Consider the following 26,186-nt stretch of genomic DNA (forward strand, 5'->3'; position numbering starts at 1 on the left):
GCCGGGAAAGACCGGCGCTTTGAGATGGACTGCTGGGTAGCTCAATTGGCAGAGCCCACGCATTGTAGCTGGAGGTTACGGGTTCGAGTCCCGCCCCAGCAGTCCATCTGAACGCGAGCGGAGGTGCGAACCTCGGCACGAGATCGGGGACTAGGGAGAGTGAGAGGACTTCCTGCTTCGTTAATAGACCCCGTAACCGCAGCGTTCTTTTGAAGGAGAAAACATGAGCGCATCAGGCGCCTACTACAACGAGAATGACCCGAAGGCCGCAGCTTGGCTTCGGGAGCTGATCAAGAATGGTCACATCGCACAAGGGGAAGTCGATGACAGAGACATCAGGGACGTCACGCCAGCAGATCTCGCTGGATTCACTCAACACCACTTCTTTGCAGGCATCGGCATCTGGAGCTACGCACTCAGACTCGCTGGCTGGCCCGATGACCGTCCTGTTTGGACCGGAAGCTGCCCATGCCAGCCTTTCTCCGCGGCAGGCAAAGGAGCTGGGTTTGCTGACGAGCGGCACCTCTGGCCCGCCTGGCACTGGCTCATCCAGCAGTGCAGACCTGGCGTCATCTTTGGCGAACAAGTTGAGGGTCGTGACGGACTTACTTGGCTCGACCTTGTTTCGACTGACCTGGAAGCCACGGGTTACGCCTGCGGGCCGGTCGTTCTCCCTGCTGCGGGCGTCGGCGCTCCGCACGCAAGACATCGCCTGTGGTTCGTGGCCGACACCTATGGCGGGAACGCCTGCGCAGAACGGGAACAACGCAGCTGGGAACACGGACTCGTCGAGAAAGACAGTAGCGCTTTGCAATTGGCCGACACCTCAAGCATCGGATGGCACAGGGGGAGGGCAAGCGAAGCGAGCGAAAACGAGGGGCAATCTGAACGATCATGTGATGCTAGCCGGCTGGACAACTCCAACAGCACGAGATCACAAGGGAGACCCATCTACGCCCAGGGCGAAGGGTCGAGCTCTTCCGTTCCAAGCGGGATTGGCTTCTTGGGCGACTCCCCTAGCATCGCTGGCAGACAAAGGAGTGAGGACCTACGAGGGAGCACAAAAGGAAGCGCTTCGGAACCCGGGCGCAGACATGGGGGCGCAAGTAGCGCTGGCCCAGTTAACGGCTACTGGGCAGACGCTGAATGGATCTACTGCATCGACAACAAGTGGAGGCCAGTTGAACCCGGCACACAGCAGATGGTTGATGGGATTGCCATCGCATTGGGATTTGTGCGGAGTCATCGCGATGAGGCGACTGGAGCAATAAATGCCGCAAAACAAATTGGATTGTGGAACGAAGTGTTGCGAGCGCTGCGGAATGAATATGACCCGCAAGAGATTTGGCGCGCGATTGGAGAACGCTTCGGCATTCCGGAAGCGTCGGTTTTGTTCGCTCTCCTGTGCGAATACGAGGGGGAACTGGGGCATATCGAGCACTGCTCGACACCGGGCATCTCAAAAATTTATGAAAGAGCAGTGCGAGAAGTGCGGCACCAAAGGTCGCCTACACGTCCATCACGTCGACGAAGATTACCACAACAACGATCCGATGAATTTACAGACGCTCTGTCCAAGCTGTCACAAGAGAGCGCATCTTTTGGTGCGATGATGGAAATGGTCAGAGTTTTTCATGGACATCCTTTGGCTCATGGGGCTCCCGCGCGCATGGGACGAATCCGGGGTTACGGCAATGGCATCGTTGCCCAAGCCGCAGCGGAATTCATCAAAGCGTATATCGAAACCGAAAGAGGCTGACACATGACCACCATCCTACCCGTCAAACAAACCATCCGCAGAGGCTGGCAGGCGCAGAAGATCGCGCAGCTGGAGAAGGAGAATGCGGAGCTAAAAAAGCGCGCAGAAGACCTCCAGACGCAGGTAACTGTGAAGCTCACCATGCTGATCGGTGCGTGTCGCATTCCGTCGATCAAGAAAAAGCAGATAGAAGAATCGCTCGAGCGGTTCATCGAAGATTTGAAGAAGCAGAAAAAACAACCGCCGCGGTGACTTCGGGTCGCTGCTGCCTTTTAGGAAGGATTAGGGATGGGGAAGAAATTCGAAATCGTCGGCAAAGACATCAGCGACGGCTACCACACATTCGACGAACTCTATGACCATCGGTGTCTGCTATACATTCATCTTTGCCAGCTGAATCATCTGCTGTGCACATGGCGTCCAGACTTCGATGGCTGGTTCGTCTTGTACTTCGAAACGCCCCAAGGACAGATCAGCTACCATTGTCCGAACCATTACCTCTATCTCGTGGAACCGCTTATTCGAAAGAGCGAGAACACGGTATTCGACGGACACGTCAGCACTACGGTTGCTGCGCGGATTGAACGAATGGCTGTGACGTTCATGAACGATCGCTTGACCCAGATTTCCGCCCCCCAAAAAGGAGAGTGAGAGATGAGCAAAAAAGAGTTTGGCAAAATCAAGTCCGCTGAATTCGGCGCGTGTGGCTACCAAGAAGCTTGCTTAGGGGTGCGTCTTACTCTCGGTGGTGAATCATGGGGCGTGCGCGCTGACATCACTGGAGGGTGGGATGTAGTTAGGTCCGAGAGCGCTCAGTGGACAGAGGATGATCGAATCAAAGCCCACGGCGAGATGTGTTTGAAGCTTTCAGCGATCTTAAAAGACGCAAAGGTCAATTCGGTATCCCGCCTCGTTGGAATTCCGATTGAAGCCGAATTTGACGGAACGAAGCTCGTGAATTGGCGCGTAATGAAGGAGGTTTTATGACCCCAAAAAAGGAGAATGAGAAGTGATTTACGAATTAGCAGCAAGAGTTACACACGAAGCGAATCGCGCCTATTGCCGGAGCATCGGCGATCAAAGCCAGGTGCCGTGGGACGAGGCGCCCGAATGGCAAAAGGCGTCTGCGATTAACGGTGTTAAGTTCGCAGTAGAAAATCCCGGCGCAACGCCTGAATCAATGCACGAAAACTGGATGCGCGAAAAGCTTGATAGCGGATGGATATTCGGCGAAGTGAAAAATCCCGAAGCCAAAACGCATCACTGTCTCGTCGAGCACTCACAGCTACCGCTTGAGCAGCGAGTGAAAGACCACTTGTTTTTAGGAATCGTTCGAGCTCTTCAAAAGGGGTTGTCATGATCCCCTCCAAACCTAAAGTAGAAACGGAAGTCCGCGCCAATTTCTGGACGGGCTTTCTCATGGGCGCAACGACGGCGTGGGTGGTCGCGCTGTTTTTCCTGGTGCGTTTCGTGATGGGGAGGATGGCGTGACAGACTTGGTTCTATATCACGCGAAGTACGACCACATCCGGCTGTTCAAACTCAATCGACCTTTTTACCAAAGAGATCAGTGGTTAGGGCATCCGTACATTGCATGGAAGACACTCGAAATCGCAATTGAATATGGTTGGACGGTGATCGGAGAAGCGACATGACCCCTTTTAAAAGCGCGAGAGAGTTCGCACAGGCGTTGGCGGATGGGAAGAAACTGGTCAAGATTCCTGAGGGAACTTTTGTAACCCTGGATCAAGACGGATGTTTGAGGGACGCATCAGGAGGCTATTACGCCGCCGACGTTTTCCGGTTTGCATATTACGCCCTCGCCCCCGAGCCCCCGCAGGTCGTGGAGTTTGAAGCGGAGTGGATGCTAAACAACGAGTCCGACTGGTTTTATCCCATTCCGGAAAATGGACTGCGCCAGCACGTTCAACGGCTCGCAGGCAAACGCTGGCGCATCGTCGCGACCGAGGTGAAGGGATGAAAGACCCGAAGACACGCGCGTTGATGGAGGCGAAGGCGGCTTCGTGGGCAAGTAGCGGAACCTGCCGAGAGAATGCCGAAATGGATTTCCTCGCAGGCGCCGAGGCGAGAGACGCTCTTGCGGTTGAGCGGGAAGAGAAGCTTGTGGGCCTGCTCAAAGGTGCCATTGCAAGGATTGATGCCAAGGATGCGCTGTTAGTGGCGTATCGGGTCGGCAAACGCCCGTCAGAAAAAAGCTGGCAGGCAATTGAAAGCTCCGAAGCTGCCGAAGCAGATGCCCGGACAGCCCTCGCCGAACACCACGCCGCGAAGGGGGAAGACAATGTGGGAAAACGGTAAACCGGACCACGGCTCTCACCACTGTTTCAAGCACAAATATATGCACGATGGCTTTAAAAGTCGCGACTGCAAAACGTGTTTCCCGCCGACGTGTCCAGAGTGCTATCCCGACCAAAACCCGAAGCCGCCCGCAGAGAGTGACGAGAAGCTGCCTGTCGATGGCAAACGACATCCACAGTATGATATTAACGTCTTCCCAGACGGCAGAGTATGGTCAAACAAACTGGGCAGATTCCTAAAGCCCTTTTACCATGGTGCCCCGCACGCCAAATATCCGAGCGTCGCCGTAAGAGTGGATGGCAAAACGCGCTCAAAAAAGGTTGGTCACTTGGTACTTGAGACTTTTGTCGGCCCTAGACCCGAGGGATACCATGCCGCCCATCTCGATGGAAACAAAGACAACAGCTCGTTGTCGAACATGAGGTGGGTAACTCCAACTGAAAATGAGAGCCATAAAATCCTTCATGGGACAAAAGCTGTTGGCGAAAAACATGGGTCTTCAAAGCTGACAGAAGCGGATGTCGCATTTATTCGTTCTTCGGACAGAGGAACGGCAAATCTGGCAGTCATGTTCGGAGTTTCGAAAAGGCAGATATTAAACATCGTTAACGCGGAAAACTGGAAGTCTCCAACCCTCGCCAACGATCCGCGAGTAACAAAAATCGGCGAAAACGTTACTACCGAAAACGTAAGTAACGAAAACGTAAGTAACGAGAGTGACGAGAAGCTGCCTGCATTCGGGACTCTTGCTTTATCTGTCGAAAGAACTAATCCGCTCGAATGGGCGACTGCGGCTGCGAAAGCAAGTTACAATCTTGCCCGCGCCAACCCAGTCGAAGACCCCCGCGTCACGGAGTTGGTGGAGGCTCTTCAAGATGCGCAAGAGTCTCTCGCCGGAGCACTTGAGGACATGCAACACTACAGAGACCAAAGGTGTCTGCCGACAGAAGATGAAATCGAGAAGGTGGGAACGGCGGAGCTTCAAGCAAGGAAAACGCTCCGCAAATTTGAAAGGCGGGACACATGAGTGCAGCAGACAAGCTCCTCACGCAGATCAAAGAGGACCGCGAGATTCGCGCGAAGGCCGTCAACGTTGTGAATCTCTCAGAGAACTCAGGTGGAAGGGCAATTGAGTTCATCGAGCACGCAGTTAGAACCTGGGAGCGCAAGAACCGGCAGCTTGAGATTGCGGTGGAAACGGCAAATCGGATTCTGCGCAAGGTCCCGCACAAGACTACACGCGAAGAGGCCGCCGACATGGCAATCGAATTCCAACACGAGCTACGCAAAGCCCTCGAAGACATGGAGGCGGTGAAATGAGAGAAGCAACGATTGAAGAGAAGTTGGCGTGGTTTCACGCGGAAGCAAATGCTCGCGGCTTCGATGGCGACCCTGAAGCCTTCCGCGAATGCCTCGCGATGCTCAAGAAAGCCATCGAGCAGAGGGATGCGCTTATGGACTTTGACGACAATTTGTCAGCGTGGGAAGTTTACAACGCCGAACTGCTCAAAGCTGCGGAGGGGAAAACATGAGGCGGGAGTGGAGCGCACAAATCTCAACCGACGGCGAGCAGCTATTGGGTGCTTTGAATGGTATTCGCATGGATGCCCGATGCGTGACCGTCATCGAAAAGCTCCCCGGAGACGTGGTGCTGAGTCGGGAAGAGGCGGAAAAGCTTCGCAATCTGATCGAGCATTATCCCGCGTCGATGATTCTTAGTTCTGAGCGTGAAAAGCTGCTTGCTGCCTTGGAGGTCAAATCATGAAGAAGCCGAGGGAGTTTTGGATTGAGCGTCGCGCCTGTGGGACGTTCATGGTTTGGGACCGTAAACAAGATGGAATGATACACGTCCGCGAAGTCCTGCCCGAAGCCGAGCCGGAGTTTCCGGAGGCGCAGCTTATGAAGTGGGTTGTGAGTCAGGTTGATAAAGACATCTATCCAACAATCCAAGATGTGGGGCGATGGGCATGGGCTCAGCGCGGGAAGGTGGGGAAGTCGTGACTGAAGAGGAACAGTGGCGAAACGCCGTGATTGCTGATTTCAAGATGCACGCGAAATGGATCAGGTTTCTCGGTAACTGGTGCCTTGCGCTAACTGGATATGTGATTTGCGTGACTCTCATCGCGGTCATCCTTGCACGCGGCTAAAGCCTCCGCCCCGTCGTCACGAAAAGCTTGAGCTCTTTGATCATCGCCGTATTCCCGCGCCAGTCTTTCATGAGGCCCGTCCGCTTTAAGACCAGCGAAAGCATAAGGGGCGTCAACCCGCGATGGGTCTAGAAACTAGGTCGCATGGTCTAATTGTACGAACGTACAATTTTTCTGGTCATAGCTCGTCCCAAGGCGACTTCGTGATGCCTTCACGGATGACAGGCGTCATAGGTGCGTAGACGCGGCCCATGGCGTTTGCTCCGGAGCGAATCGGGTCAGTCATCTTGATGCCATACTTCATGGCTTGCGGCGATGAAGCGACAGAACCTGCCATACCGCCGATGACCATGCCTGGGTATCCGCCAAACAGGAATCCAAGCCCTGCGCCGGCACCACCGCCTGTAAGCGTCTTAGACGTCGATGTCGTGCCTTTCATGCTTCGGGGCATCCAAGACTTCGAGCCGAAGTGATCGGCAGCCTGAAGCATGCTCACGTCACCAGCAAAGTTCTCGCCTGTGCGGCTCCCGAGCTTCTCGAGCGCCTCGCGGAAGGCCATCTTACCCGACCCATCCATGTTGTTGAACGCCGAGTACGCGGACTGCGTCTGCCCGTTGAGCGGACGGAGCGCGTCTTGGATGTCGGCAAGCTCTGCGTATTGAGTCTTAAGCTTCGGAGACACGCCAGCTGTTACGCGGTCTAATTCGCCTCCAATTGAGCGGTAAGCGTTCAGTGCTGAGTCAGCCATGGCTTTCTCAGACGACGTCGCCTGGGACGCGTAGCGAGGGTTTACGCCGCCTGAGATCTTGCGCAGATCGCCGTAGTCTTTCAGCTGCTGCTGAAGCTTCCAGGCAAACGAAGGCTTCAAGCTGTCGGGGATGACGTTATCGCGGACAACCGTTCGATCAGGTATGATCGCCAAAGGAGCCGGAGCCTGCGGACGCGCCATCGGTGCAAACACCATTTCGGTCTGCCCGGTTGCGTTCATCGTGCGAGGCATCACAGCTTCACCATAGGTGCGAGGGACGAGTTCGGTGCCGACGATGTCACCCTGCTGTCCCATGTCGAACATCTCTTGTTTGAATGCTGCGGCAGCTTCGTTGTCCTGAGCTCGGATCGTCTTCGGCAGATCCGTCCGATTGATGATCTTTTGAATCTCGTTCGACTTGAACTGCCGCGGAAGCCCGGGCGTATCGAACATGAAGAGTTCTTGCTGATTGGCTTCATACGGTGCCGGCATCATCTGAGCCGCGTTTTGTCCGTTCAGTTCGACTGCTTCACGAACATTTCCTGTGCGCTGTAGATCGTCAACCATACCGGGCAGAATCGGCTGAGCGTATTCATCGCCAGCTTGACCGATAGCGGCCCGGTAGTCGGCGTCCTGCTTCATGAAGTTTGCTATGTTCTGCTGATACTCAGCGACAGCTTTGTTGTGTGCTGCGATCTCAGACTGTGGCGTACCCGGGATGACGATCTCTTGGCCTGATCGCTTGAGATCCTTGAACAGGCTCATATAGCTCTGCTCGGCTGCATCAACTGCGGCCTTGTTCTCGGGAGTCGGCATCTTACGGTAAAGAGCTTTGGCTTGAGCGATCTGTGTGCGGAAGGCCTGCTTCGCGCCTTTCAGATTTACATTCTCACCTGCTCCATCGATCGCGGTTGCAAGCTGCTGGCCGATGTCTTGCTTCTCTTTGTTGAGCGCACCTGTGACTCGGCTCACGAGATTGTCAGTGAAATCTGTCCGGCCACCCGACGCCAAAGCGTCAACCTGCTCGCGTGTTGCGGGATTCGTGTAGAGCTTCAGCGCATCGTCTGTGACGCCACCCATGCTAGACGCCAGCTTCGGGATGCCCTTGTTCCATGCCGCGCGAATGAGGCCCTGCGTCTCCCCGTTAGCGGCCATGCCTTTAAGCGGACCCGTACCAAACACCAAGGGGCCAGCCGCGCCAAACGCGCCGGACATAGCTACATCGCCACCTGACACCTCTTGCGGGATGCCGAGCTTTTGTCCGATATACTGACGAAGGGCTTCATGCCCCGCCGAAGCCGCAGCAGAGCCAGCAGCCGCACCGGCAATCCCTCCAGGGACAGCGCCGATCAGCGTAGGAGCGCCAGCTGCGGCCCCCGCAATTGCGCCGCCTACTGTGCCTAGTTGGCCCGCAACACCGCCTGTTACGACGTCACCCATGTCCGTGATGTCTGAGAACTCAAACGACGACGGGTCAAGTTTCGTGTACTGCACCTCGCCCGGGCGGCGCGCGACGACCTCGCCTCCCATGAGAGCGATCTCAAGGCCCGGATACTCTTGCTGAAGATACTTCAATTGTGACTCAGGCGAGTTTGCGAAGTTCTTCGCAACCGTCCGGTCATACCAGCTGATGTCAGGATTTCGCTCGTCAAGGATTTGCGGAGGAAGCGAGCCGCCAGATGTGGGGCCAGAGTCATCAAACTGCGCGAAGAAGTCTTGTGTCGGAGCTTGGGGCGCTGAAGCTACGGTGTCTTCGTAGTCGCCCCAGTCGAAACCTTTAGCCATTACGGAACCTGCTTTCCACCCGCCTTCAGGGCGTCTTGGAGACGACCACGGGGAATAAGTTTAATCTGGCCATTCGGCGCCTGAACACGAACCATCTCGGTTTGTTGAAGGGCTCTCTCGGCAACCTTCCCGGTTGTGGGGCTCACGTAAGGAATCTGATCAAAGGCACTCGCTCCTTCCGCTTTGAAGTTCTGAAAGACCTGGGCGCGGTTCGCAGCCTTCTGCGCGATGACCTCAGGGCTATCTCCAGGTTGCGGCAAATACTGCTGGCGAGCATTCGCGAATTCACCATCGGAGATCGCGGCGCCTGATTCACGACGAAGAGTCGCATTGATGAAGTTCCGGACGGATTGGTCATAGGTGCGGTACTGCGGCGTTTGCACTTCCCCGGGAAGAAAAGCCCTTGCCTGATCCGCACGCGAAGGTCCGAAGTAGCCGTTGTTTGCCAATCCTTGCAGAACTTCATCAGTCTGCTGGAGACGCCTTGCAAACCCTGCGGCTTTCCAGGCTTCGCCTGAAACATTCGGAGGCTTTGCGCTCTTACCCGCTGCGATTTCTGCTGCAAGGTCTGCGCGACGTCCGGTGATCTGCGTGAGCATCTCGAGGTTATCCATGCGGCGATCCGCCTGAGCATCAGACGAGAACATCTTGGCGAGCGCCAAACGGTCATTCGCGGAAGCTTCGTCAGCTTTGATCGCTTGAACCATGAGGCCTTGTTTCAGCTTCTCTTTGTTGAGGTTTGGATCTTCATAGCTCTTTGCAAACTGCGTCCCGTTCCAGCTGTCAGCCAGCGCAAGAAGCGGCTTTAAGTTCACATCGGAAAATGTCTGCGGACCTGCTGGCGCGTTTGCTTTATCCCACAGAGCTTGAGCCTGCTGATCACGACGGCTAATCGACTCTTGGATGAGATCAATCAGGGTCTGCGGCTTTTCAGCTTCAACGGGAGGAGTCGGCGCCATAGCGGGCGTGCGCATACGAACCTTCGCAGTGACGGACTGCGGAGCTTTCACGGGTGCCATCACCTGATCCAGCAAAGGCCCGCGGCCCTGCATTTCTTCAGGCATCGGAGCACCGATTTCAGGCAGAAGTGTCCAAGGGTTAATTTGCTGGGCCATTGTAGCTCCTTAAGTATTCATTCCGCGCGAGTGATATGCATTGATGCCGGACGCCTGGCTCGGCTGATTCATCTCGGCCTCGAGTGCCGCCCAAGGATCAGTAGGCTTTGCACCCAAACTTCCAAGGCTCTGCCCGAAAGCTGCACCTTGGAGGCCTCCGCCGATTGCCGATGTGAGCGGATCTGCGTATTGGTTGTTGATCTGGCCTTGGCCTAGACCCGACCATGCCGAGTAGCGCGTCTGCTCTGCTGCGGCTTGGTTTGCCTTCTGCATCTGATCGTTTTTGTTTTGAGCGTTTTTGTAAGACGCTAGTGCGGAAACTCCGCCAAGAATCAAAGGTAACATCCATGTCTCCTTAGAAGTCGATTTTATGTTCGAGCAGAATCTTCCCGTCATAAACGCGAAGTCCTGAGATCACCCAGCCTTCGTTCATCGCGAACTTGAGCATGGGAGTGTTTGTGTTTTCGATGAGAGTGCCGGCGCGTCTATAGCCATCACGAATGAAGCGCATAATCATGCGGTAAGCTCGAAGCGCGGCAGTCGTTCCCTTCGTTCCAGGGAAAGCGCCTCCGTACTGGAAATAGGCTGTCTCCGAATCAAGCTCCTTGATCGTCGCGTAACCAGCCGGCTTTCCTTCTTCAGTCTCGACAACGAGAGCAAAGCTGATGCGCTCCATCGCGGTCGGACGACGCTCATCAAAGACGACAAGATGTGCCGCTTCAGAGAATTTCGCCCATTCCTGCGGAAGAAGAACGCGGAGCTTCACTACTTTTTACCACCAGACGAGGCGCGAGCTTGAGCATCTGCGGTCTTTCCAGCCGACCACTCCTGCATCGCTTTGCCGTAAGCATCGGCGTTATAGGCGTTGTAGCCGCCTACGTCCTTCAACTTGTTTCCGATGTCGTACTGCTGCGCCTGAGCGTTGAACGAACGCTGGTTCTGTTGGAAGTTAGCGTTTGCCATGTCCATGCCAGGCAGCTGCATGAGCATGTTGTCTTTCGACTTCTGATCTTCCATCAGGATGTTTGAGCGATTCAACAGCCCCTGATTCAGAACGCCCTGCTGGTTAGCAGCCGTGTTGCGCGCACCTTGCATCGCAAGACGCTCACGCTGCCCTGCCGACAAACCGCCGCGGGAACGCATCTGGTTATAGGCCGTTGTCTGCGCTTGTGCGCCTGAGCGGTTTGCCGAATCCATGGCGTTTTGCTGTTCAAGGCCTTGTTTTTCGAGGGCGAGATTCGCCCACGCAGACGGTCCCGTCGAGAGTGCGCGCTCTTTGATGGCGTTGTAGCCGTCCTGGTTGACCTGGATGTCGGGACCGATCTTGTCAGCGATCGAGAAGTTTGAGTTCAGGTTCCCGTTCTTATCCATGATCGACAGGTAGTCGTTACGGATGGGTCGGCCCTGATCGTCGTACTTCACATCAGCTGAGATGGCGTTTGTTCCGCCCATGGCAGGTTGTGCCTGAGCTTTGACAGCTGCGGCATCGGCAGCTTTTTTCTCTTCCTGCTGCTTAAACGATTCCCCATACTCCTTAGCGAACGCCGGGTTTTTCATGTTCTGATTCCAGAGATTCTGGATCACATGTTCAGGCTGATTCATGTAAATCGGATGTGTGCGGACCTTCTTAGCCCATGCTTGATCGTAAGCCATTAGTTACACTCCTCATAAAAGCTCATGTCGGGCTGGGCGAAGTTGTCATCGTCCGGCACTCGGTTCATCAGGTCAGCCTCAAGCAGCGTCTGCTCTTCTTTGAGCGCTGCTGATGGTTGAGCATCAGGGGTTCCGCGTTCTTTGTTGAGGCACGCGTCTTTTGCGAACTGGACGACGTAGTCGTAGGCTTCAGGCACATCGAGAACGTCGCTATTCGCTTCAAGGCTTGCAGCAGTTCTTAGAAACCATATCGTAACGACAGGGCCTGCCTGCGAAGGCGTCGGATAGAAGGTGATCTTGGGTTCCGCACCCGTTGTGACAATGAGGTACTTCAGGTCTCGGTCAGACTGAAACGTGTTCATCACCGAAGCTGTGTTCTCGAGGTTCTTCACCCGAGTGATGACATAAGACTCAGAGCCGTCATCCCAGAGAAGCTTCCGCACTTTATGCGCATAAATCCCAGCGGGGAGCGAATACTCAGCGGTTCCACCGACGAGAGTGATCGTGGCTTTCGCGAGGAAGTAGTCCTCATTGAGACCCAGCGCGATCTTTTGGGCGGACTTCACGCCTCTACGGATGTGTCTGTCGATTTCATCGTTGTCGATGAAGTCTTCGTCTTCGAGATCGAGGTCATCCTTTACCGCGTCTCTGATTTCAGAAAGTGTCGCCATTATTTTGCCTTTCCTAGCAAAAAGCGAAAGCGCGTCTCCGAAGATGCCGTCACCGTGAACTTGAAGACTTGGTCACTGAAAGCGGAGTGATCAAAAGTGATCGTTCCGCCTGACTGATGGATCAAAATCACATCGATCGGTTTGAATTTCAGACCATGCGCTTTCGTGTACGTGCCGATGCCGAGAGCTAAATCGAACAACTGCCATTGGCCGTTTGTGATCGGGTTTCCATCGAGCGCATCGCCGATGGCGACGAAGTTCTCTTTGGCCGGAGACAGAATCCCGAGGAGATTCAGTTTGAGCATCAAGACGCCTTGTAGGGAGTTTGCGAAGGCCCGATGGGCTCGTAAATCATCGAGAAACTGAGGAGTCGAACCGCTTCATCAATCCGGTAGCCGATGACTTTGAAGTCGAATTGGCCCGAGGGAAGTGTGCTCGCCAGGTCTTCCACGGTTAAAACCGTGTTCGTTCTACCGATGATTCTATATCGGGACTGAAACGAGTCTGAAGAGATCGTCACAAAATAGTCCAGTGCGTTAACGGCCCAGTTCACTCCGGGGTTCACGATCGTCACGGTTTTTGCCACGGAATCAAACGTGGCCTGCCCCATCGTCTTTGTTTCCTCGATGGTCGTGAGTGAATTCCTGAGTCTGATTTGTTTGTAGCTGCACCGGATGGATTGCTTCGGGAATCTGCGGTTAGCAGACACGATCGGAACAAACGCCCAGCGAATCGACGAGTCCCCCCAGAGAACGTCGGTATCCCCCCATATCAGAGGAGTGCCGGCGCGGATCTCGGCCATCTCTCGCCAAACCGCGGTCTTGTCGTTTTGCGAGAAGGGCATCATCGTGACCTTGCCTACAGCGTCGGCGTAGACAATGAGGCGCGTGACCCACTTCCGACTGCGGACGAGGCCGAAATCGGTCGCAAACGACTTATAGTCGTAGATCACGGGAATCCTGATCCATTCGCTGACCGGCGCGTCCAAGTCGACCTTGAGGTCATTTACGAGCTCAGGTGAGTGCTTCAGAAGAACACCCGTAGACTCCCCCCGAATCAGTTCGTTTGTGTCCTCGTCGTAGAGAAGGGATGCTGGGTTGAACACACTCGCCCACTCCCCGCCGTTCCAACGAGTGAAGGGCAAATTGGGACTGATCCCGAAGTAGAGATGCGCAACAAAGATGCAGTCATTGTCTGCCTTCTCAAAGTCAGATGTCGCAGACCACAAAACGCGCTTGTTGAAGGGGTCGTAGGTCCCGTAGATGCGCTTGGCCTGCTCAGCCGTGGTGACGAGAGAAAGGTAGGTCTTCGGAATATCTTCCGAGATCCGAACAACCCTGTAGCCGTCCGTGAAGTAGTACCCATCCCGCGCGGCGAAGAACAAACCATCCTGCGTTTGAACAATCGACTTGTGACTGACACAGCCCACCGTTCTCGAGATCTCTACCGGCGTGATGCCACCAGCACCCGTCGAATCGTAGATCCCCTGGAGCCGGTATGTCCGCTTTTCGGTGAAGACGACCGGAAACTGGCCAGCAACACCGCCTCCGGTCAGATCACCGTCAACCGTCGCCGAGTTCCCGCCCGGAGCCGCATAAGGCTGGTCAGGGTTCGCCTGGACGATCATGTTCGGATAGGTGTCGCCGAAAGCGTCCTTCACGTTCAGGAAGAACAGAACGCCGTCATTCTGAAGCAAGAACTTGCACTCAGGCGGCATGTCGTAGTCGAGCTCATCCGAATCCGTGTAGATGACCTCGTTGAGTTGAAGATCGATGTCAGACACCGAGTCGGAGAACGTGGTCGTTCCGTTCGTAACCTCGCCCACTTTGTAGTAAGTAGCGCCCGTATTCGCCGTTCGGTAGATCTCAATCTTCACAGTCGCGGTATCGAAATGCGTGTTCCCGCTGTTTACGAGAACAGGTAGTGCGCCGATACTGTTCGGCAGAGCGCCGAAGTAGCTCTTAATCGTGGAAACCGCCGAGCGCTGCGTGAACTCGACGCCGTTGATTGAGTACGTCTGAGAGCGTACGAACACGTAGTTTCGCGAATGTCCTGTGCCCGCAGACATCGTGACCAACGCAGCTTCTGCGTTTGTAATCCTTGGAAGGCCAAGGGTCCGAAGCGATACGGTAGAACCATCTTTATAGAGAAACGCTGGCTTTCGCCTCGCATCGTTCGTCATGAAGAGATGGTTATTCCACTCAGCATAAGAGTTCTGGTTGAACGCAAGAACCCCTGAACCGTAAAGGCTCACGCTCGCAGGCCCTTGGATCTCAGTCTCGACACCCGACCCCACAGAGAAGAGTTTGTTCGCGCTCTGGAAGTACCGCGTGCCCTTGAACTTCACAATCGAGTCCGCTCGAGCTTCCGTCGAAAGCCGAGGCACATCCGGGTCCATCACACCAGAACCTTGACGCGACTCAAGCCTGCGATCGTTCGTGATCACGAAGTTGTCGGCAGCCTCAAACTTGTTCAAAGGCGCGGTGACGAAGTTGTCCGTCATGCCGCCTGAGAAATCGGCGACATCCAAATTACCCATAGACCGCTTTCAAGGCGACAGAGTTGTCGTTGATGAAGATGTCGAAGGTGGTGGAAGAAGCTTTGCGAATCGTCGGATGGACTTCAAATCCATCCTCTCCGCCGCCGTTCACGAAGAACTTCATTTGCACATTGGCGAGCGTGTGCCCCGCGGGAACGGTGATCGTCTGCTTGTAGGTTCCGGGCTCACCAGAAACCGCTACCCACGACACCTGTGCGATATCCTGAACGGTTTTGTCCAGGTCCCCAGGTGAGATCTTCTCCGAGTTCACGCCGTCATGGTTGTGGTCATTCTGTAACTGCGCGTTGTCTTCGAGATCGTTCCAGAAGTCGCGGTCGCCGGTTTCAGGCTTCTTTACGCCTTTAGAGAGAGTGATGCTCATCGAGCGGCCTCACATTGTTTTAGCCGGTCAGCCTGCCGGCGTGCCCAGGAGTTGTAGTTCGCAATCTCTTTCGCTGAAAAACAGTAGTGCCCATCGAGCTTCTCAAGCCCTGTCGTCCAGCCGCGCTTCGAGAACTCGAAGTTTTCTCGGTCAGTGAGTTCATAGGTGTGGAAACGGTTTCGAGCGTGATCGATAAGCTTCGGATGAAGATCCGGAGCAGAGTCACAGCCAGAAAGGCTAGCGGCCATTAAGAACATCGAGACCAGAGTCAGCGATTTCATCGTCATCACCTTTTTTGAGAGCATCCTCGAGCTTGGAGGCGTTCTCTTGAGCCTTTTTGTCGTCAGCTTTTTTGCGCTTGTGCGTTTGGTACGCAGAGATCGCCTGTGTGATCAGGGAGATGGCTGACGAAACCGCATTCCAGATCTTGATCAGATTCATGGGATTCAGAAACGACAGCCACCCCATACTAGGCCGCCTTCACGCGAGCAGCGATGGCGAGAACCAATCCCAGAAGCTCTTGTGCTTCTTCAGCCGAGAGATCTTTCACTTCAGCGGGGATTTCGTTAGTGCCTTGAACAGCCGCGGTCAGAACGGACGCATCCTGCACAAGTCCGATCACGACCGGAAGATCAGCAAGGTTCACCTTGCCATCGGCCATGATCTTTTTTCCTGCAACGCCCAAGAGCGCGAGCCCTTCCAAGAGTTCTTTCAGTTCCTTGATCCCTTTTGCTTCAGCCATCCTGGCCTCCTTAGTTTTTCTGTTTTTCCATGAGTTTGATGATGAGTTCGGTGTTTGCCTTCGTGGCGGCGGTGTCCTCTAGGAGCTGTTTGTTGATTTGCTCCTGGCTTTGGAAACGACCCAAGGCGAAGTCTCGGAATCTGTGCAGCTGCCCGTTCGTGTCGAACTGCCCTGCTTGCAGACTGCCAGCCCACAGGCCGATTCCTGCCACCATCAAGGCGAGCGATACCGTCAGCCCGAGCTTGATGTTCGAATTCTCAGAAATGTTCGCCATTCATTCCCCACTAATTGTTTGCGCGATTTTTGCAGTGAGGACTGCTTGAGTTTCCCGACTCTCCCCCTCCAGCCCCGGAGGGGGTCCTCTTAAAGACCGATGCGAATGATTGACACGTAGTTAAACTCAGCAGCGTTGAACAACGCCAAGCTTGCGCCCGAGTTGTGATAGATCCGTATGTCGATATAGTCTCCGGCCATCAATTGAACTAAGTCGTGTCCACCCACACGCATGAGTCCATTCGCGCTGCTTCGATTGTCATCTCGATCAAGGGCACTAACCCTCGACCCATTCTTGTAGAGAGAAATCTCCGCGACTTCCCCCTGAGTCCAAGTGGTGCTAGCTACAAAGATCGCCATTGCCGAAACATCGTACAAACCAGGAGCCTGTGCCGTGAATTTCCACGACGCTCCGGTTGTCACAGAACCATGAGTATCGAAGTTGACGGTTCCGAAGTTGATGATTGTAACGGCGTTGTTCGGAATACTTTGACCGGCACTGGTACTTGCGCGAGCGGCAATCGTCTCCGTCGCCGCGATGGCTGTGGGGCCACCGATTCGCTCGACATCAAAATACGTCGGGTTGTAGTCCGCCGCCGTGGTTGACCCGGCTCCCACTTGAGCGGACAGAGCAATCGTCTCGCCAGCACGAAGGGGAACGATGACCGAACCGCTCGGAATCAACGACTGATTGCCGGCCGCTTGGTTAAATGCCTGGCCGATCGCGCGAGTCGCTGATCCGTTTTTCTCAAGCGTCAAAAGAATATTGCCGTTCGTTGTCGATACCGCAGCCGCTCGCAAGCTTCCGGAGATCCGATAGTTCCCACTCACTTTCACGGTGTACTGATTCGTGCTCGGATTCCAGCCGCCATGTGTATCAAGCGCAACGGTCGACATCGTTGTGATGCGAGTTGAAGAAGTCCCTACTGACTGTGTTGTTGCCGTGTTGTTGTAGACTGAAAGAGCGACAACCCGCGTGTCTGCGCTATCCGACATCTGAACCGACGACGACCAGCCTTGGATGGGGAAGGCGAAGTTGAGATTTATGGCGTCCGTTTGTCCGGATGCGATATCAGCGTTAGATAGCTGAGCAGCAGTACCTACCACTGTCGCTTTGACCGCTGTGGTTCCGAACTGAAGCACAGAGATTGCTTTGAACTGCGAGGCTGAGACATCGTACCAGAGACTGGTCAAATCCTCTCGCGCGCCCGATCCGCCGGGGAGCATCTTGGCATTATCGATCGAAATCCCGCTGGGAAGCCCATATCCGAAGTCGCCTCCCGTACTTGTTCCTGTTGATCCAAAAATATGTCGAATACGAACTTCAATAGAGTCGCCGACGCGGCGCCATTTACCCGATAACCCACCATTACCGAGGGTGAATCCAAAGAAAGTCGGCGTGTACAACTGCCAATCGGTAGCAGGCGTCCCAAACACATACGTGCTCGGCCCGACCTGGATGTTGTTGACCTGAAGCGCGAACGCCGTGGTAGCGCTCGAAGCGACGTGCAGGATTAAGCGGTAGTCGGAACCTGTCGCCGAAGTCTGAAACTCGCCTTCGAACACATCCGCGATGGTCGATGAATTCGAGAAGAGCTTGAAGTTCGAGGGCTGAATCAACGTCGAGTTCGTCACGTCGTAGATGTAGACGACGACATCCGATAGGGCCGATTGCGAACCAGCGGTGAACGTCCCCGACTCGACGATGTAGTCGAAACGGATCTTGCACGCTTTCGCGCGGTAAGCCTTATCGACCGTAAATGTCGTAGCCCAGCCCTGTCCTTGGCGGTTAGCGGCATCCTTCCCAAGCAGGAAGTCTTGTGTACCTGAGAGCGGTGAAGCGGTGTTGACGCCCGAAATGACGCTCGGACTTCCACCCGTCCCGTCTGTGGGTGTAGCGCCGGAATCGGCGTATTCCGCCCAGATGTCGCCAGATCCGCCATCGCCACCTTGAATGAAGTTGACGCCCGATGCACCCGATCCTGAACCCAAAGGTTTCTCGGCGCCGAATTCATCGATCGAGTAGAACTTCCCGTCAGTTTTTGGATAGAGCTTGAGCGTGCCCGGAGGTGTTGCACCGCCTGCCGTCGACTGCTGCACCATAATGAGCGGCTCATCGAAGGTCGGAGACTCAGCGAAGGAAGTCCCGGTTCCGAACTCTTTGTTTTCGAGAGTCTGCGTATCGGTCGTGCCGACGACATCTCCTGTAGGGACGGCCTTGGACGCAACGACTGCGCCCGTCCCATCACGCTGGATGAACTTGTTTGCGTTTGGAGCGTCGACCTTGAGCGTTCCTAGCCCCAGATCTTGAATCGTGTTGTCGTCGCCATCGATCGTCTTTCCGGTCAGCGTCTCGGTCGCATCGCGAGTGACGATGGTCCCGGTCGTAGGAAAGGTGACGTTTGTATTGTCAGCGCCCGTCCCGCCGCGAGATTTCGACAGGCGCTGCTCTTCGAACATGGCGCCGAAGCCGTCGTTGACGACGACGTAGCCAGGCGTCGCGGTCGCGAGCTTTTGGCGGTTGATGTTTGCGCCGTCTTTGATGTCCGCGTTCTCGATGTTCGAAATGGTGTTCTGATCGGCGTCGATTGTTTTATTGGTAAGGTTTTGCGCTTGATCTTCAGTGACGAAGACGCGCTTCACACCATTCAGAACGACCTTTGCCAGGTGCGCAGTGGTGTTCACCCACGTCAGGCCCTCAGGAAGATTTGTGGGATCGTTCTGTTTGTTTTCGAGTTGAGCTTGTTCGAGCTGGCCTTTGAAGAGCACTCGTGACCTCGCAGATTAGGAGGGGATACGAAAAGGGGCCTCAGCTGAGAACACAGCCGAGACCCCAAAACCCAAGGAGGGCTTAAGAACTAGTAAGTGATTCCGTAGATGATCGCGCACTTGTACGGCTTCGAAACGACGATCGTTCCTTCGTACATGAGGTCGACGACATACTTATAGTTGTCGTTCTCATCGCGGACTGTGTAGAACGCGTTTCCGTTCGGATCTTTGTGCTTACGGATGCCGCCGTTCGAGTGAATCTTCATTGCGTCCATCGAAACGAACGTCATGAAGTCGTTATCCATCTCTTGCATCGCGACGACTTTCAGCGAACCACCGGGGCCAAAGATTTCGATAGTGGTGAAGCCGTACTGGCTCACTTTCATCGAGCCGGGAACCATTTTGTAGGCACCCTTATCCTGCTCCAGTTTCTTCATCATGGTGCCCAGGTGCTTAAACGAGCACCAGAGCTCGCCCGCTCCGACTTTCGCCAGTTGACGGTATTTCGAGTATGCGTCGAAGATCTTCTCGAAGATGTTCGAAGTCGACATGCCCGAGCCGTCGATCGCGAGCGCCTGAGTGTAGGGGCTTGCGGTTTTGGTCTGACCGTAGACAGTCGATGCGCCACCAGCGGCAACGGGGAGCAGGATGTCTTTCAGGTTCGAAACACTCGATGTTGCGAAACCTTCTTGGTAGATCAATTCGCCGACAGCAACGCCAGTCAAAGTCGCGCCAGTCGATCCGCCTTTAGCGGTGACGATCAAGAGCTCACCTGTGTTGATGTTGATCTCTTTAACCCAGCCGGTCACGTTTGCGCCTGTGGGATCGAGAATGACTTTCATATCGAGTTCGAAGCGCTCAGGGCGATTCACACCGATTTTGCTCGAAGCCAGGTTCGTGACGTCAGCGACTTTATCCAAGTGCTTCGCGTTCAAGAACGTGTGGTTCAGAGTTTTTGCGAAGAAGTCAGTCGCATCCGAGATCTGCTCAGGCAGGAAAGTGCCCAAGAACGACTTCGCTTTGACTTTGCCTTCGTGGTTGAAGATGTCCTTGTGATGGAACACGAGCGCCATGTTGATTTCAGGGCGCGAAGAGTCCGCGATCGAGCCGCGAACGAGCTTTTGCGAGGTGATGTCCGCGATAGCGACAAGGCCGCCCGCTTTCACGCTCGAAGCACGCCCAGCCTGGAAGGGAACGATCAAATCGCCCGTCCAGTCTTCTTTGTGTTCGATGTTTTTCCAGAGATACGACTTCTCTTCGATCTCCGGCTTCAGGAGGTCGTAAGAAAGGTTTTCATTCAACATATCGTTGAAGAGTTTGATCGACATTCATGTCTCCTAGGCCGGGTGTTATCCGGCAAAAGGGTGGTTGGATTTTTTTAGTCTTCGAGCGTTTGGGCGAACTTCTTCATGTCGGCGAGGCTCTTGATGCGAGAGCCGCCTGCGACTTGAGAGGCGCCTTTAGCGGAAGGGATGACAGGCACTTCTTTCGGTGCTTGAGGAACTGCGGGTTGCATTTGTGCGGGTGCAGCTGGTGCCGCTTGTGTCAGGAAGGGTCTGAACCTCGAGACGACAGCGTTAACTGCTTCGAACGCAGAGATGTCTTGTTGGTTCAGCGCGAATTGCGCCTTACCCTCTTGAACGACCTGTGCGTAGAATGCGCCCTCACCGTTTACAGCATCGAAACGAGAGGCAATGTCTTTGATTTCGGGATTTGCCAGGGCTTGTGACAGCTCTGTGCGTTTGACCGATACCTGGAGCGCCGCCATTTGATTGGCGTAGGACTCGTTCTGGCTTGCCAAGTGTTGAGCTTGGCGCTCGGCTTCTTGGTTCTGATGGTAGATGTCCTGGGCTTGTTGGGGCAAGGAGTCAAAATCCATCTGCTGTTTTGCCGCCACGTAGATCTCTTCCGGCGTGAGGCCGAGTCCACGAAGGGCTTTCATCATCTGGCCCTGAGAGCGAAGCGCTTTGATCTTCGAGAACTGCGTTTCGTACTGACCGAGTTCGTTCCGGTAGACGCCGCTTTCCTCGCGGTACTTATCTCGCTCAGCTCGCACAGGATCGAGACCCTTTGCCTGCTCGAACAAACGCTTCAGACGCTTTTCGTCCTCAGCCGATTTGATATAGCTGCGGTACTCTTCGTCGATCTCATGCTCTTGACCGGCAGCTTTGAACTTCCAGTTCGGCGTGTACGCAGGGGTCTCAGGCGCGGGAGTTACCGCCCCGGGGTCTCCACTCACTTCAGGCGCAGACGTTTCCGCAGCGCTCGAAGTCTCTACCGCTACACCTTCGCTAGATGACAGGTTCGACTGTTCCATTTCCGACATTCACTCCTCCTTGAGTTTGATTTTGTTGTTGCATCAGGCCTTCCGTGGCCTGTCCCGCGATGGCGACTTGATCTGCCGGCGCGAACTTCTGTAAAGAATCCTGAGCCATGCCCTGCTTGTTCACGATGTCGTGAGCCCATTGCAGAGTTTCGTAGGGAAGCACCATGCGCTGCTGTTTCCCGTTGATGGTGACGTAGACGTCACACTTCACGAGGCTCCCGCCCATGGGAACGAAGCCCTGCTTTGCCATCGCAAGCTGCCTGAGCTCTTCGGCCTTAAAGGCGCGGTGCTGCTCACGCTTCTCGAAGTACGCCTGCTGAATCTGCGGATCGAGTGCCTTGAAGTCTGGAGACTTGATGCGCGAGGTGAGTTCAGTCACATAGAGGTCATGCGTATCATCAGGCTCAGCTGGACGCTTCTCCCCGCGGTCTAGAGCCAGGATGTCGTTTTCGACATTCCGGTAGTTCTGCATGATGGGCTTTAAGATCTGCTCCGAATTCGCGAACGGCATATTCGAGAGAATCTGCCCGACTGCCTCAGGGGGAAGGTTCTTCCCGACGTACTGAAGAGCGTTCTGTGTGAACATAAACCGGCCCAGCATGTCGGTTGCGTCCGAGTTTGCAGCCTCAACCGTGATCGAAACACTAGCCTTATCCGCCGTGCGGAATTCAGCGATGTTGATCATTTCAGATCGGCCCACAGCTTTGATGAAGTGGTGCTCATCGAAATAGTGCTTCGCGAGCTCGAAGTAGATGCCGTAAACGTCCTGAAGGAAAGCGACGATCGCCTTGGCTTGCTTCCCGTGTTTCTTCGATCGTTTGACAGACGAGTACAGAATCGCGAGCGGCTCCGTCGCCATTCCCGAATCTTCAACCGCTTCTTCATCAGCGACCTGATACATCTCCGCAATCTGCTCGACGACGTAGCCCGCGAACTGATCGCCTACCCGCCCAGGGATGATTTGCACATCACCGAAGGCTTTGTATGTGCGGATACCGGGAAGGGTTCCTTCCTGCGAGGCTTTCGCTCCGGGGCGCGTGATCATCTTGTCGTCGCCATGGGTCAACTGATGCTGAATGCGCTGGCTCGATGCGCGGTTGATCTCGACCTGGTAAGGGCGAATCACCCGGATGCGCGAGCGGTGGCGAGGAGACGTGGGAAGGCGCGTGTGCCCAGTGTAGGCGATGGGCCACACACCAAAAGGAAGCTCGCCGCTCGTGATAATGCCGAACTCTGTCTGGATGTAGTAGTAACCTTGCGGATACTCCATACACGGACGGTAGTAGTGGTAGCGCAGATGAACTTTCCCTTTGTCGTCACCGAAAGAGAGCTTGTTTGTGTCGAAGATACGGTAGGTGGTCTCCGATGACTTCTTCACGAACTCGAGCTTTTCTTCGCGCTCGGGGTCGTCTTCTGCGATCATCGCTTTCACATCTTCAGGCATCGACATCTTGTCGACGATCACATAGGGCGAATCGTCCATATCGTCTGCGTCTGGTGCGCGGTGGAGATTGAAGCCGTAGATGTTCTCGAAGACGAAGTCTCCGGAGAATACAGGACGCGTCTTATCAGGTGCGGGCTTGAGCATTTGATCAAGCTCAGGGTTTCCGGTTTGGCGGACCTCAGACCCATCAGGAGCCGTGAAGAGCGCCTGCCCTTCCTCGTCTACTTTTTGGTGATAGTTAATCAAGTCACCCTTGTTCGGATTCCAGATAACGAGCGTTGCGACTTCGCCGATCTCGACGAAATCCTGAATCCATTTCTCGCGGCGCTCTGCGAGCTTGTACCGTTTATCTCCAAAGAGCTTCACTGCCTGGTAAAGCTGTGCCGCCTTTTTATCCTGAAGCTCGTCACGATTTGCCGGAGTACACTTCACGTCAGGGGCGAGGGCGGCAATGCCGTTCACTTCCCGGTTACAGATCTTTTGCGTGTGGTTCTTTGTGATCTTCACCTTTTGCTGTGAAGTCAGGCTCGAGCCGCGAAGCTGTTCGCGGAGATTTTTCTCAATCCGTTTGTAGTGGTCGCCCGAAACTAGCAGCAGGTTCGACTTCTGCTCGGCGAATAGTTCTTCATCGCAAGTCTTCGCATCTTGGAAGAGCTTGTTCAGTTCTTCATTAGTCTTCAGCTTCATCTGCTACTCCTTCAGCAGTTGTCGAAAAGCTCATGCCGGCGCGCTGCCACGCCACAGGGTCTTCGAGGGGGTCGATGTAGTTTGATTCTTCGGGCTCGGCGGGAGCGAGTGTGTTTTCGTAGTGACCAGCCGTCGCCATGACGGATTGAGTATCGCTGACACCATGAAAGGTTTCTTGGAAGCGAATCTTCAATGCTCCTAGGTCAAGCTGAAGAACACCCGCTTCTCCGCAGGCTTTGATAATGGCGACGAGGTCTTTTGGCGCAGGAAGGCTATCCGTAGTCTTCATTAAGCTCCTCAATTTCTTGTTCAAGGTCGATGATTTCGGTTCGTTTCTGGTAGGCAAGTCGGCGATCAGCGATCATCATTTCGGTTGTGATGATCTTCGGAGCTTCGGGCTTCTCCTGACCGCCGGTCACATTCATGAAGTCAAAGGTCACAGACGAAAGCGCGTATCTGAGGGCATCAGAAGCGTGGTCCTTTGCTTTCTGCTTCTGGGTGTCGTTCCGCAGGTTCAGCAGCTCGTCTGCGAGTTCAAGCCCGCCTTTGTTTTTGAAGATCGAGAGCATCATGTTTTTGAAGAGCGTATTGATAAGCCCTTCGCCGATCTCATGACGCTTTTCTGCTTTTTGGATCGGGATGCTTTCTCGTTCGGCCACGATTCCGAGATCGCGGTCGGCGTAGTCGTAGTAGCTTGCAACGACCTGCTTTCCGACTCTCATGTAGACGTACTGCCGGAGAATGTCGGATGCGGTCGTGTTCTTATCATCGCCCGTGATGTTGTCAGGGGTTCCGATCCAAACGTCGGTAACGATGGCTTTCTGGAAGCTCGGGTCAACGGCCACGAATACGATCGCGGCTGGATGCGAAAAGGTCGTCTTCGTGCCCTGAACGCCAGAGCCTGAGTCGATGCCGACGAAGTAAACCCATGACTCCGGAATCTGATGCTCAGGAATCATGTTCACTTCAGCATTGAACGACGGGAACTTCAGGACGGATTTGTCGATGATGAATCGACCATAGACACGTCGGAGCACTTCTTCGGGCGTGGGGAGCGTCTGCTCAATCTTCTTGATGCGCTCGATTGTCCAGTCAGACGGAATGCCGTTCTCGTAGGTGAGGCAGTCATAAAGCGACACCCGCATCTTGTGCGCGGAAGGAAGCTTCAACTTCAGAGGATCTGTCTCCTCCATGACGTCGAACCAATACTGCTGAGACAGCGTCGGCGTGAATACGCCTGCGATGTAGCCATCCGTCGCACCGACTCGGAGTTGAAGTTCAGGCCAAAGCTCAATCGGGAGTTCTTCGTCAATAGAGAGCATCCAAACGGTTCCCGTCTGAAGGTTCTCGACCTGTTGGTCGTATGATTTGAAAAGCAGGTTGATGCCGGAGTTAAACTTAAAGCCTGCGATGAGACCATTCGGCGATTTGATGAGCTCCCAGCCGTACTGCGGGTCATCCTTCATCTCACCACGAGGCATGAATTCAGGAATCCATTTCAGGCGCGCTTCGTGATCGGCAACCTTAAGCGACGGATACAGATACCAGAATGTAATGGGGCGCGTGCGCCATAGCTCGGGCCATCTGTCAGGTTCTGTTGCGAGCGTGATGTTTTTGCGGATCTGCGTGCTAGAATTGTGGGTAACGATCGACTCTTTGCCTGCGACAAACGAGCCTTCACCGCAGACCGTGATGCACTTGACTCGCTTTTTTCCGATGGGCTCGATCTTGTGAATGATTCGCTCGTGAGCGCATCGCTCAGGGAACCGATAACGAGCAATTTTGCGAGGCAGCCGAAATGGACAAATCGGCAGGTGAACGCGGACACAGTACGTGTCGCTCGCGATGTGCTTTGCTCCATCTTTTATGTAGTGACTCGGGTGCTTCGCAATGAAGCCTAGCCCACCAAGCCCCTGCGTGAGTCGCACCACATCTTCTGCGAGCTGCTTGGACGCAGTCGCAAATGTGCAAAGTCCCGTCCTCGAGACGCAGCCATCTGTGTCCATGAGGCCTTGAAGCAAGGCCAATCTTTGCTCGACGGCGCCCCAGAAATAGGACTCGGGAATAAACTTCGTAAAGCAGTCTGTTCCCAACAAACCTAGCTCCGACAGAATATCCCTCACTCCCGTATCGACGGGAATGCGGTAGCCGTATTTCCCACTCTTCCTCGCGCCGTAATTCACGACTGCGTAGTCCGCTATTTCCGCGTCAGCGGTAGTCAGCGAGACGTGTTTCGTTACGCAGCCATCGCCCAGCAGAAGCCCTAAAAAGTATGGGTCAAAAAGTATCTTGCCAGAGAATCTCAGTGGCTCATTGACGGGAATGCTGTATCTTGCGCGCGCGCACGTCGTTGAAGGCGAGTATCCTCCGTGCTGGATAATTTCCTTAGTTGTTCGAACAACCCATTCGCCATACCTAGAATGCGTTTTGCGAAATCGCTCTTCAGGACCTTTGCAAAACCACTCGTGTTCACCGCTGGCTTCGATCGAAGATCCATCGTGAAAGGTGATACGGAAAGCTTCATCTTCCCCATCGAAAGGAACCGCCAGAATCTTCGTGGGATTTCCGAGACGCGTATAGACGTAATCGCCGACCCCAAGGTCAGCCATCTTCTTGTAGCCCGAAGGCGTGGGAATGAGCGTCTCATGGGTAAGGGCCTTCGAGATCTGGTTCGCACCAGTCAGGAATAGGAGCTTGTTCGTCGAGTTGATGAACTCGCGCGTCCACTTGTAGTAGGGAAAGCCGTAGAGGTGAGGCAATAGCTCACGCTTCCGCGCCTCACGCGCAGCCGCTTCCTCCAGCTTCTGGAGCTTCAATTTCTTGAGAG

Annotated in this window: 31 protein-coding genes and 1 tRNA gene; 13 read left to right on the top strand and 19 right to left on the bottom strand. The window is 54.6% G+C overall.

Going from position 1 to position 26,186, the window contains the following annotated elements; translation table 11 throughout:
• Positions 1 to 30: 30 nt before the first annotated feature.
• The 13 genes from KF767_08730 to KF767_08790 all read left to right on the top strand — a co-directional run bounded on the left by KF767_08730 (position 31) and on the right by KF767_08790 (position 6,079).
• Positions 31 to 102, top strand: a tRNA-Tyr gene (locus KF767_08730).
• A 121-nt stretch (positions 103 to 223) separates the two neighbouring features.
• A complete protein-coding gene (locus KF767_08735; GenBank protein MBX3017961.1) occupies positions 224 to 1,759 on the top strand; it encodes a DNA cytosine methyltransferase in 1,536 nt (511 codons plus the stop codon).
• 3 nt (positions 1,760 to 1,762) lie between these two features.
• Positions 1,763 to 2,011 carry a hypothetical protein gene (locus tag KF767_08740; GenBank protein MBX3017962.1) on the top strand — a complete coding sequence of 83 codons (249 nt, stop codon included), beginning with the start codon at positions 1,763 to 1,765 and terminating at the stop codon, positions 2,009 to 2,011.
• A gap of 36 nt (positions 2,012 to 2,047) precedes the next feature.
• Positions 2,048 to 2,410, top strand: coding sequence for a hypothetical protein (locus tag KF767_08745; protein MBX3017963.1), 363 nt, complete (start codon positions 2,048 to 2,050; stop codon positions 2,408 to 2,410).
• Positions 2,411 to 2,413: 3 nt separating this feature from the next.
• Entirely contained in the window at positions 2,414 to 2,746 is a 333-nt protein-coding gene (locus tag KF767_08750; GenBank protein ID MBX3017964.1) for a hypothetical protein, read from the top strand.
• Positions 2,747 to 2,768: 22 nt separating this feature from the next.
• Entirely contained in the window at positions 2,769 to 3,119 is a 351-nt protein-coding gene (locus tag KF767_08755; GenBank protein ID MBX3017965.1) for a hypothetical protein, read from the top strand.
• A 291-nt stretch (positions 3,120 to 3,410) separates the two neighbouring features.
• Positions 3,411 to 3,740: a hypothetical protein gene (locus KF767_08760; protein MBX3017966.1), complete on the top strand. Its 330-nt coding sequence runs from the start codon at positions 3,411 to 3,413 to the stop codon at positions 3,738 to 3,740.
• 80 nt (positions 3,741 to 3,820) lie between these two features.
• Complete coding sequence (locus tag KF767_08765; protein ID MBX3017967.1) at positions 3,821 to 4,078, top strand: hypothetical protein; 258 nt, start codon at positions 3,821 to 3,823, stop codon at positions 4,076 to 4,078.
• Positions 4,062 to 5,105, top strand: coding sequence for an HNH endonuclease (locus KF767_08770; protein ID MBX3017968.1), 1,044 nt, complete (start codon positions 4,062 to 4,064; stop codon positions 5,103 to 5,105). Before KF767_08765 ends, KF767_08770 begins: the two co-directional genes overlap by 17 nt.
• Positions 5,102 to 5,398, top strand: coding sequence for a hypothetical protein (locus KF767_08775; GenBank protein ID MBX3017969.1), 297 nt, complete (start codon positions 5,102 to 5,104; stop codon positions 5,396 to 5,398). The genes KF767_08770 and KF767_08775 overlap by 4 nt, the downstream gene beginning before the upstream one ends.
• Positions 5,395 to 5,610, top strand: a complete 216-nt coding sequence (locus tag KF767_08780; GenBank protein MBX3017970.1) for a hypothetical protein — start codon at positions 5,395 to 5,397, stop codon at positions 5,608 to 5,610. Before KF767_08775 ends, KF767_08780 begins: the two co-directional genes overlap by 4 nt.
• Positions 5,607 to 5,843 (top strand): hypothetical protein, encoded by a 237-nt coding sequence (locus tag KF767_08785; protein MBX3017971.1) that lies wholly within the window; start codon positions 5,607 to 5,609, stop codon positions 5,841 to 5,843. The genes KF767_08780 and KF767_08785 overlap by 4 nt, the downstream gene beginning before the upstream one ends.
• Entirely contained in the window at positions 5,840 to 6,079 is a 240-nt protein-coding gene (locus KF767_08790) for a hypothetical protein (GenBank protein MBX3017972.1), read from the top strand. Before KF767_08785 ends, KF767_08790 begins: the two co-directional genes overlap by 4 nt.
• A 324-nt stretch (positions 6,080 to 6,403) precedes the next feature.
• On the opposite strand, the gene KF767_08795 is transcribed toward KF767_08790, so the two are convergent.
• From KF767_08795 to KF767_08885, 19 genes are all read right to left on the bottom strand, one after another.
• Positions 6,404 to 8,758, bottom strand: coding sequence for a hypothetical protein (locus KF767_08795; protein ID MBX3017973.1), 2,355 nt, complete (start codon positions 8,756 to 8,758; stop codon positions 6,404 to 6,406).
• A complete protein-coding gene (locus KF767_08800; GenBank protein ID MBX3017974.1) occupies positions 8,758 to 9,873 on the bottom strand; it encodes a hypothetical protein in 1,116 nt (371 codons plus the stop codon). The genes KF767_08795 and KF767_08800 overlap by 1 nt, the downstream gene beginning before the upstream one ends.
• Positions 9,874 to 9,882: 9 nt before the next feature.
• Entirely contained in the window at positions 9,883 to 10,218 is a 336-nt protein-coding gene (locus KF767_08805) for a hypothetical protein (protein ID MBX3017975.1), read from the bottom strand.
• A gap of 10 nt (positions 10,219 to 10,228) precedes the next feature.
• Positions 10,229 to 10,639, bottom strand: coding sequence for a hypothetical protein (locus KF767_08810; GenBank protein MBX3017976.1), 411 nt, complete (start codon positions 10,637 to 10,639; stop codon positions 10,229 to 10,231).
• The gene (locus KF767_08815) at positions 10,639 to 11,526 is read right to left on the bottom strand and encodes a hypothetical protein (protein MBX3017977.1); all 888 of its coding nucleotides are present in this window, start codon (positions 11,524 to 11,526) and stop codon (positions 10,639 to 10,641) included. Before KF767_08815 ends, KF767_08810 begins: the two co-directional genes overlap by 1 nt.
• Positions 11,526 to 12,197 carry a hypothetical protein gene (locus KF767_08820; protein ID MBX3017978.1) on the bottom strand — a complete coding sequence of 224 codons (672 nt, stop codon included), beginning with the start codon at positions 12,195 to 12,197 and terminating at the stop codon, positions 11,526 to 11,528. Before KF767_08820 ends, KF767_08815 begins: the two co-directional genes overlap by 1 nt.
• Positions 12,197 to 12,505: a hypothetical protein gene (locus tag KF767_08825; GenBank protein ID MBX3017979.1), complete on the bottom strand. Its 309-nt coding sequence runs from the start codon at positions 12,503 to 12,505 to the stop codon at positions 12,197 to 12,199. The genes KF767_08820 and KF767_08825 overlap by 1 nt, the downstream gene beginning before the upstream one ends.
• Entirely contained in the window at positions 12,502 to 14,736 is a 2,235-nt protein-coding gene (locus KF767_08830; protein MBX3017980.1) for a hypothetical protein, read from the bottom strand. Before KF767_08830 ends, KF767_08825 begins: the two co-directional genes overlap by 4 nt.
• Positions 14,729 to 15,118, bottom strand: coding sequence for a hypothetical protein (locus KF767_08835; GenBank protein MBX3017981.1), 390 nt, complete (start codon positions 15,116 to 15,118; stop codon positions 14,729 to 14,731). The genes KF767_08830 and KF767_08835 overlap by 8 nt, the downstream gene beginning before the upstream one ends.
• Entirely contained in the window at positions 15,115 to 15,399 is a 285-nt protein-coding gene (locus KF767_08840; protein ID MBX3017982.1) for a hypothetical protein, read from the bottom strand. The genes KF767_08835 and KF767_08840 overlap by 4 nt, the downstream gene beginning before the upstream one ends.
• Entirely contained in the window at positions 15,356 to 15,559 is a 204-nt protein-coding gene (locus KF767_08845) for a hypothetical protein (GenBank protein MBX3017983.1), read from the bottom strand. The genes KF767_08840 and KF767_08845 overlap by 44 nt, the downstream gene beginning before the upstream one ends.
• A gap of 28 nt (positions 15,560 to 15,587) precedes the next feature.
• Positions 15,588 to 15,860: a hypothetical protein gene (locus tag KF767_08850; GenBank protein MBX3017984.1), complete on the bottom strand. Its 273-nt coding sequence runs from the start codon at positions 15,858 to 15,860 to the stop codon at positions 15,588 to 15,590.
• Between the two features lie 10 nt (positions 15,861 to 15,870).
• Positions 15,871 to 16,134, bottom strand: coding sequence for a hypothetical protein (locus KF767_08855; protein ID MBX3017985.1), 264 nt, complete (start codon positions 16,132 to 16,134; stop codon positions 15,871 to 15,873).
• A gap of 89 nt (positions 16,135 to 16,223) precedes the next feature.
• On the bottom strand, positions 16,224 to 18,902 hold the full coding sequence (locus KF767_08860; protein ID MBX3017986.1) for a hypothetical protein: 2,679 nt from the start codon (positions 18,900 to 18,902) through the stop codon (positions 16,224 to 16,226).
• A gap of 89 nt (positions 18,903 to 18,991) precedes the next feature.
• Complete coding sequence (locus tag KF767_08865; protein ID MBX3017987.1) at positions 18,992 to 20,230, bottom strand: hypothetical protein; 1,239 nt, start codon at positions 20,228 to 20,230, stop codon at positions 18,992 to 18,994.
• Positions 20,231 to 20,280: 50 nt separating this feature from the next.
• Complete coding sequence (locus KF767_08870; GenBank protein MBX3017988.1) at positions 20,281 to 21,228, bottom strand: hypothetical protein; 948 nt, start codon at positions 21,226 to 21,228, stop codon at positions 20,281 to 20,283.
• Entirely contained in the window at positions 21,194 to 23,359 is a 2,166-nt protein-coding gene (locus KF767_08875; protein MBX3017989.1) for a hypothetical protein, read from the bottom strand. The genes KF767_08870 and KF767_08875 overlap by 35 nt, the downstream gene beginning before the upstream one ends.
• A complete protein-coding gene (locus tag KF767_08880; GenBank protein ID MBX3017990.1) occupies positions 23,343 to 23,648 on the bottom strand; it encodes a hypothetical protein in 306 nt (101 codons plus the stop codon). Before KF767_08880 ends, KF767_08875 begins: the two co-directional genes overlap by 17 nt.
• Entirely contained in the window at positions 23,632 to 26,175 is a 2,544-nt protein-coding gene (locus KF767_08885; protein MBX3017991.1) for a hypothetical protein, read from the bottom strand. The genes KF767_08880 and KF767_08885 overlap by 17 nt, the downstream gene beginning before the upstream one ends.
• Between the last annotated feature and the right edge of the window lie 11 nt (positions 26,176 to 26,186).

The sequence above is a fragment of the Pseudobdellovibrionaceae bacterium genome (assembly GCA_019637875.1).
Lineage (GTDB): Bacteria > Bdellovibrionota > Bdellovibrionia > Bdellovibrionales > Bdellovibrionaceae > JAHBUW01.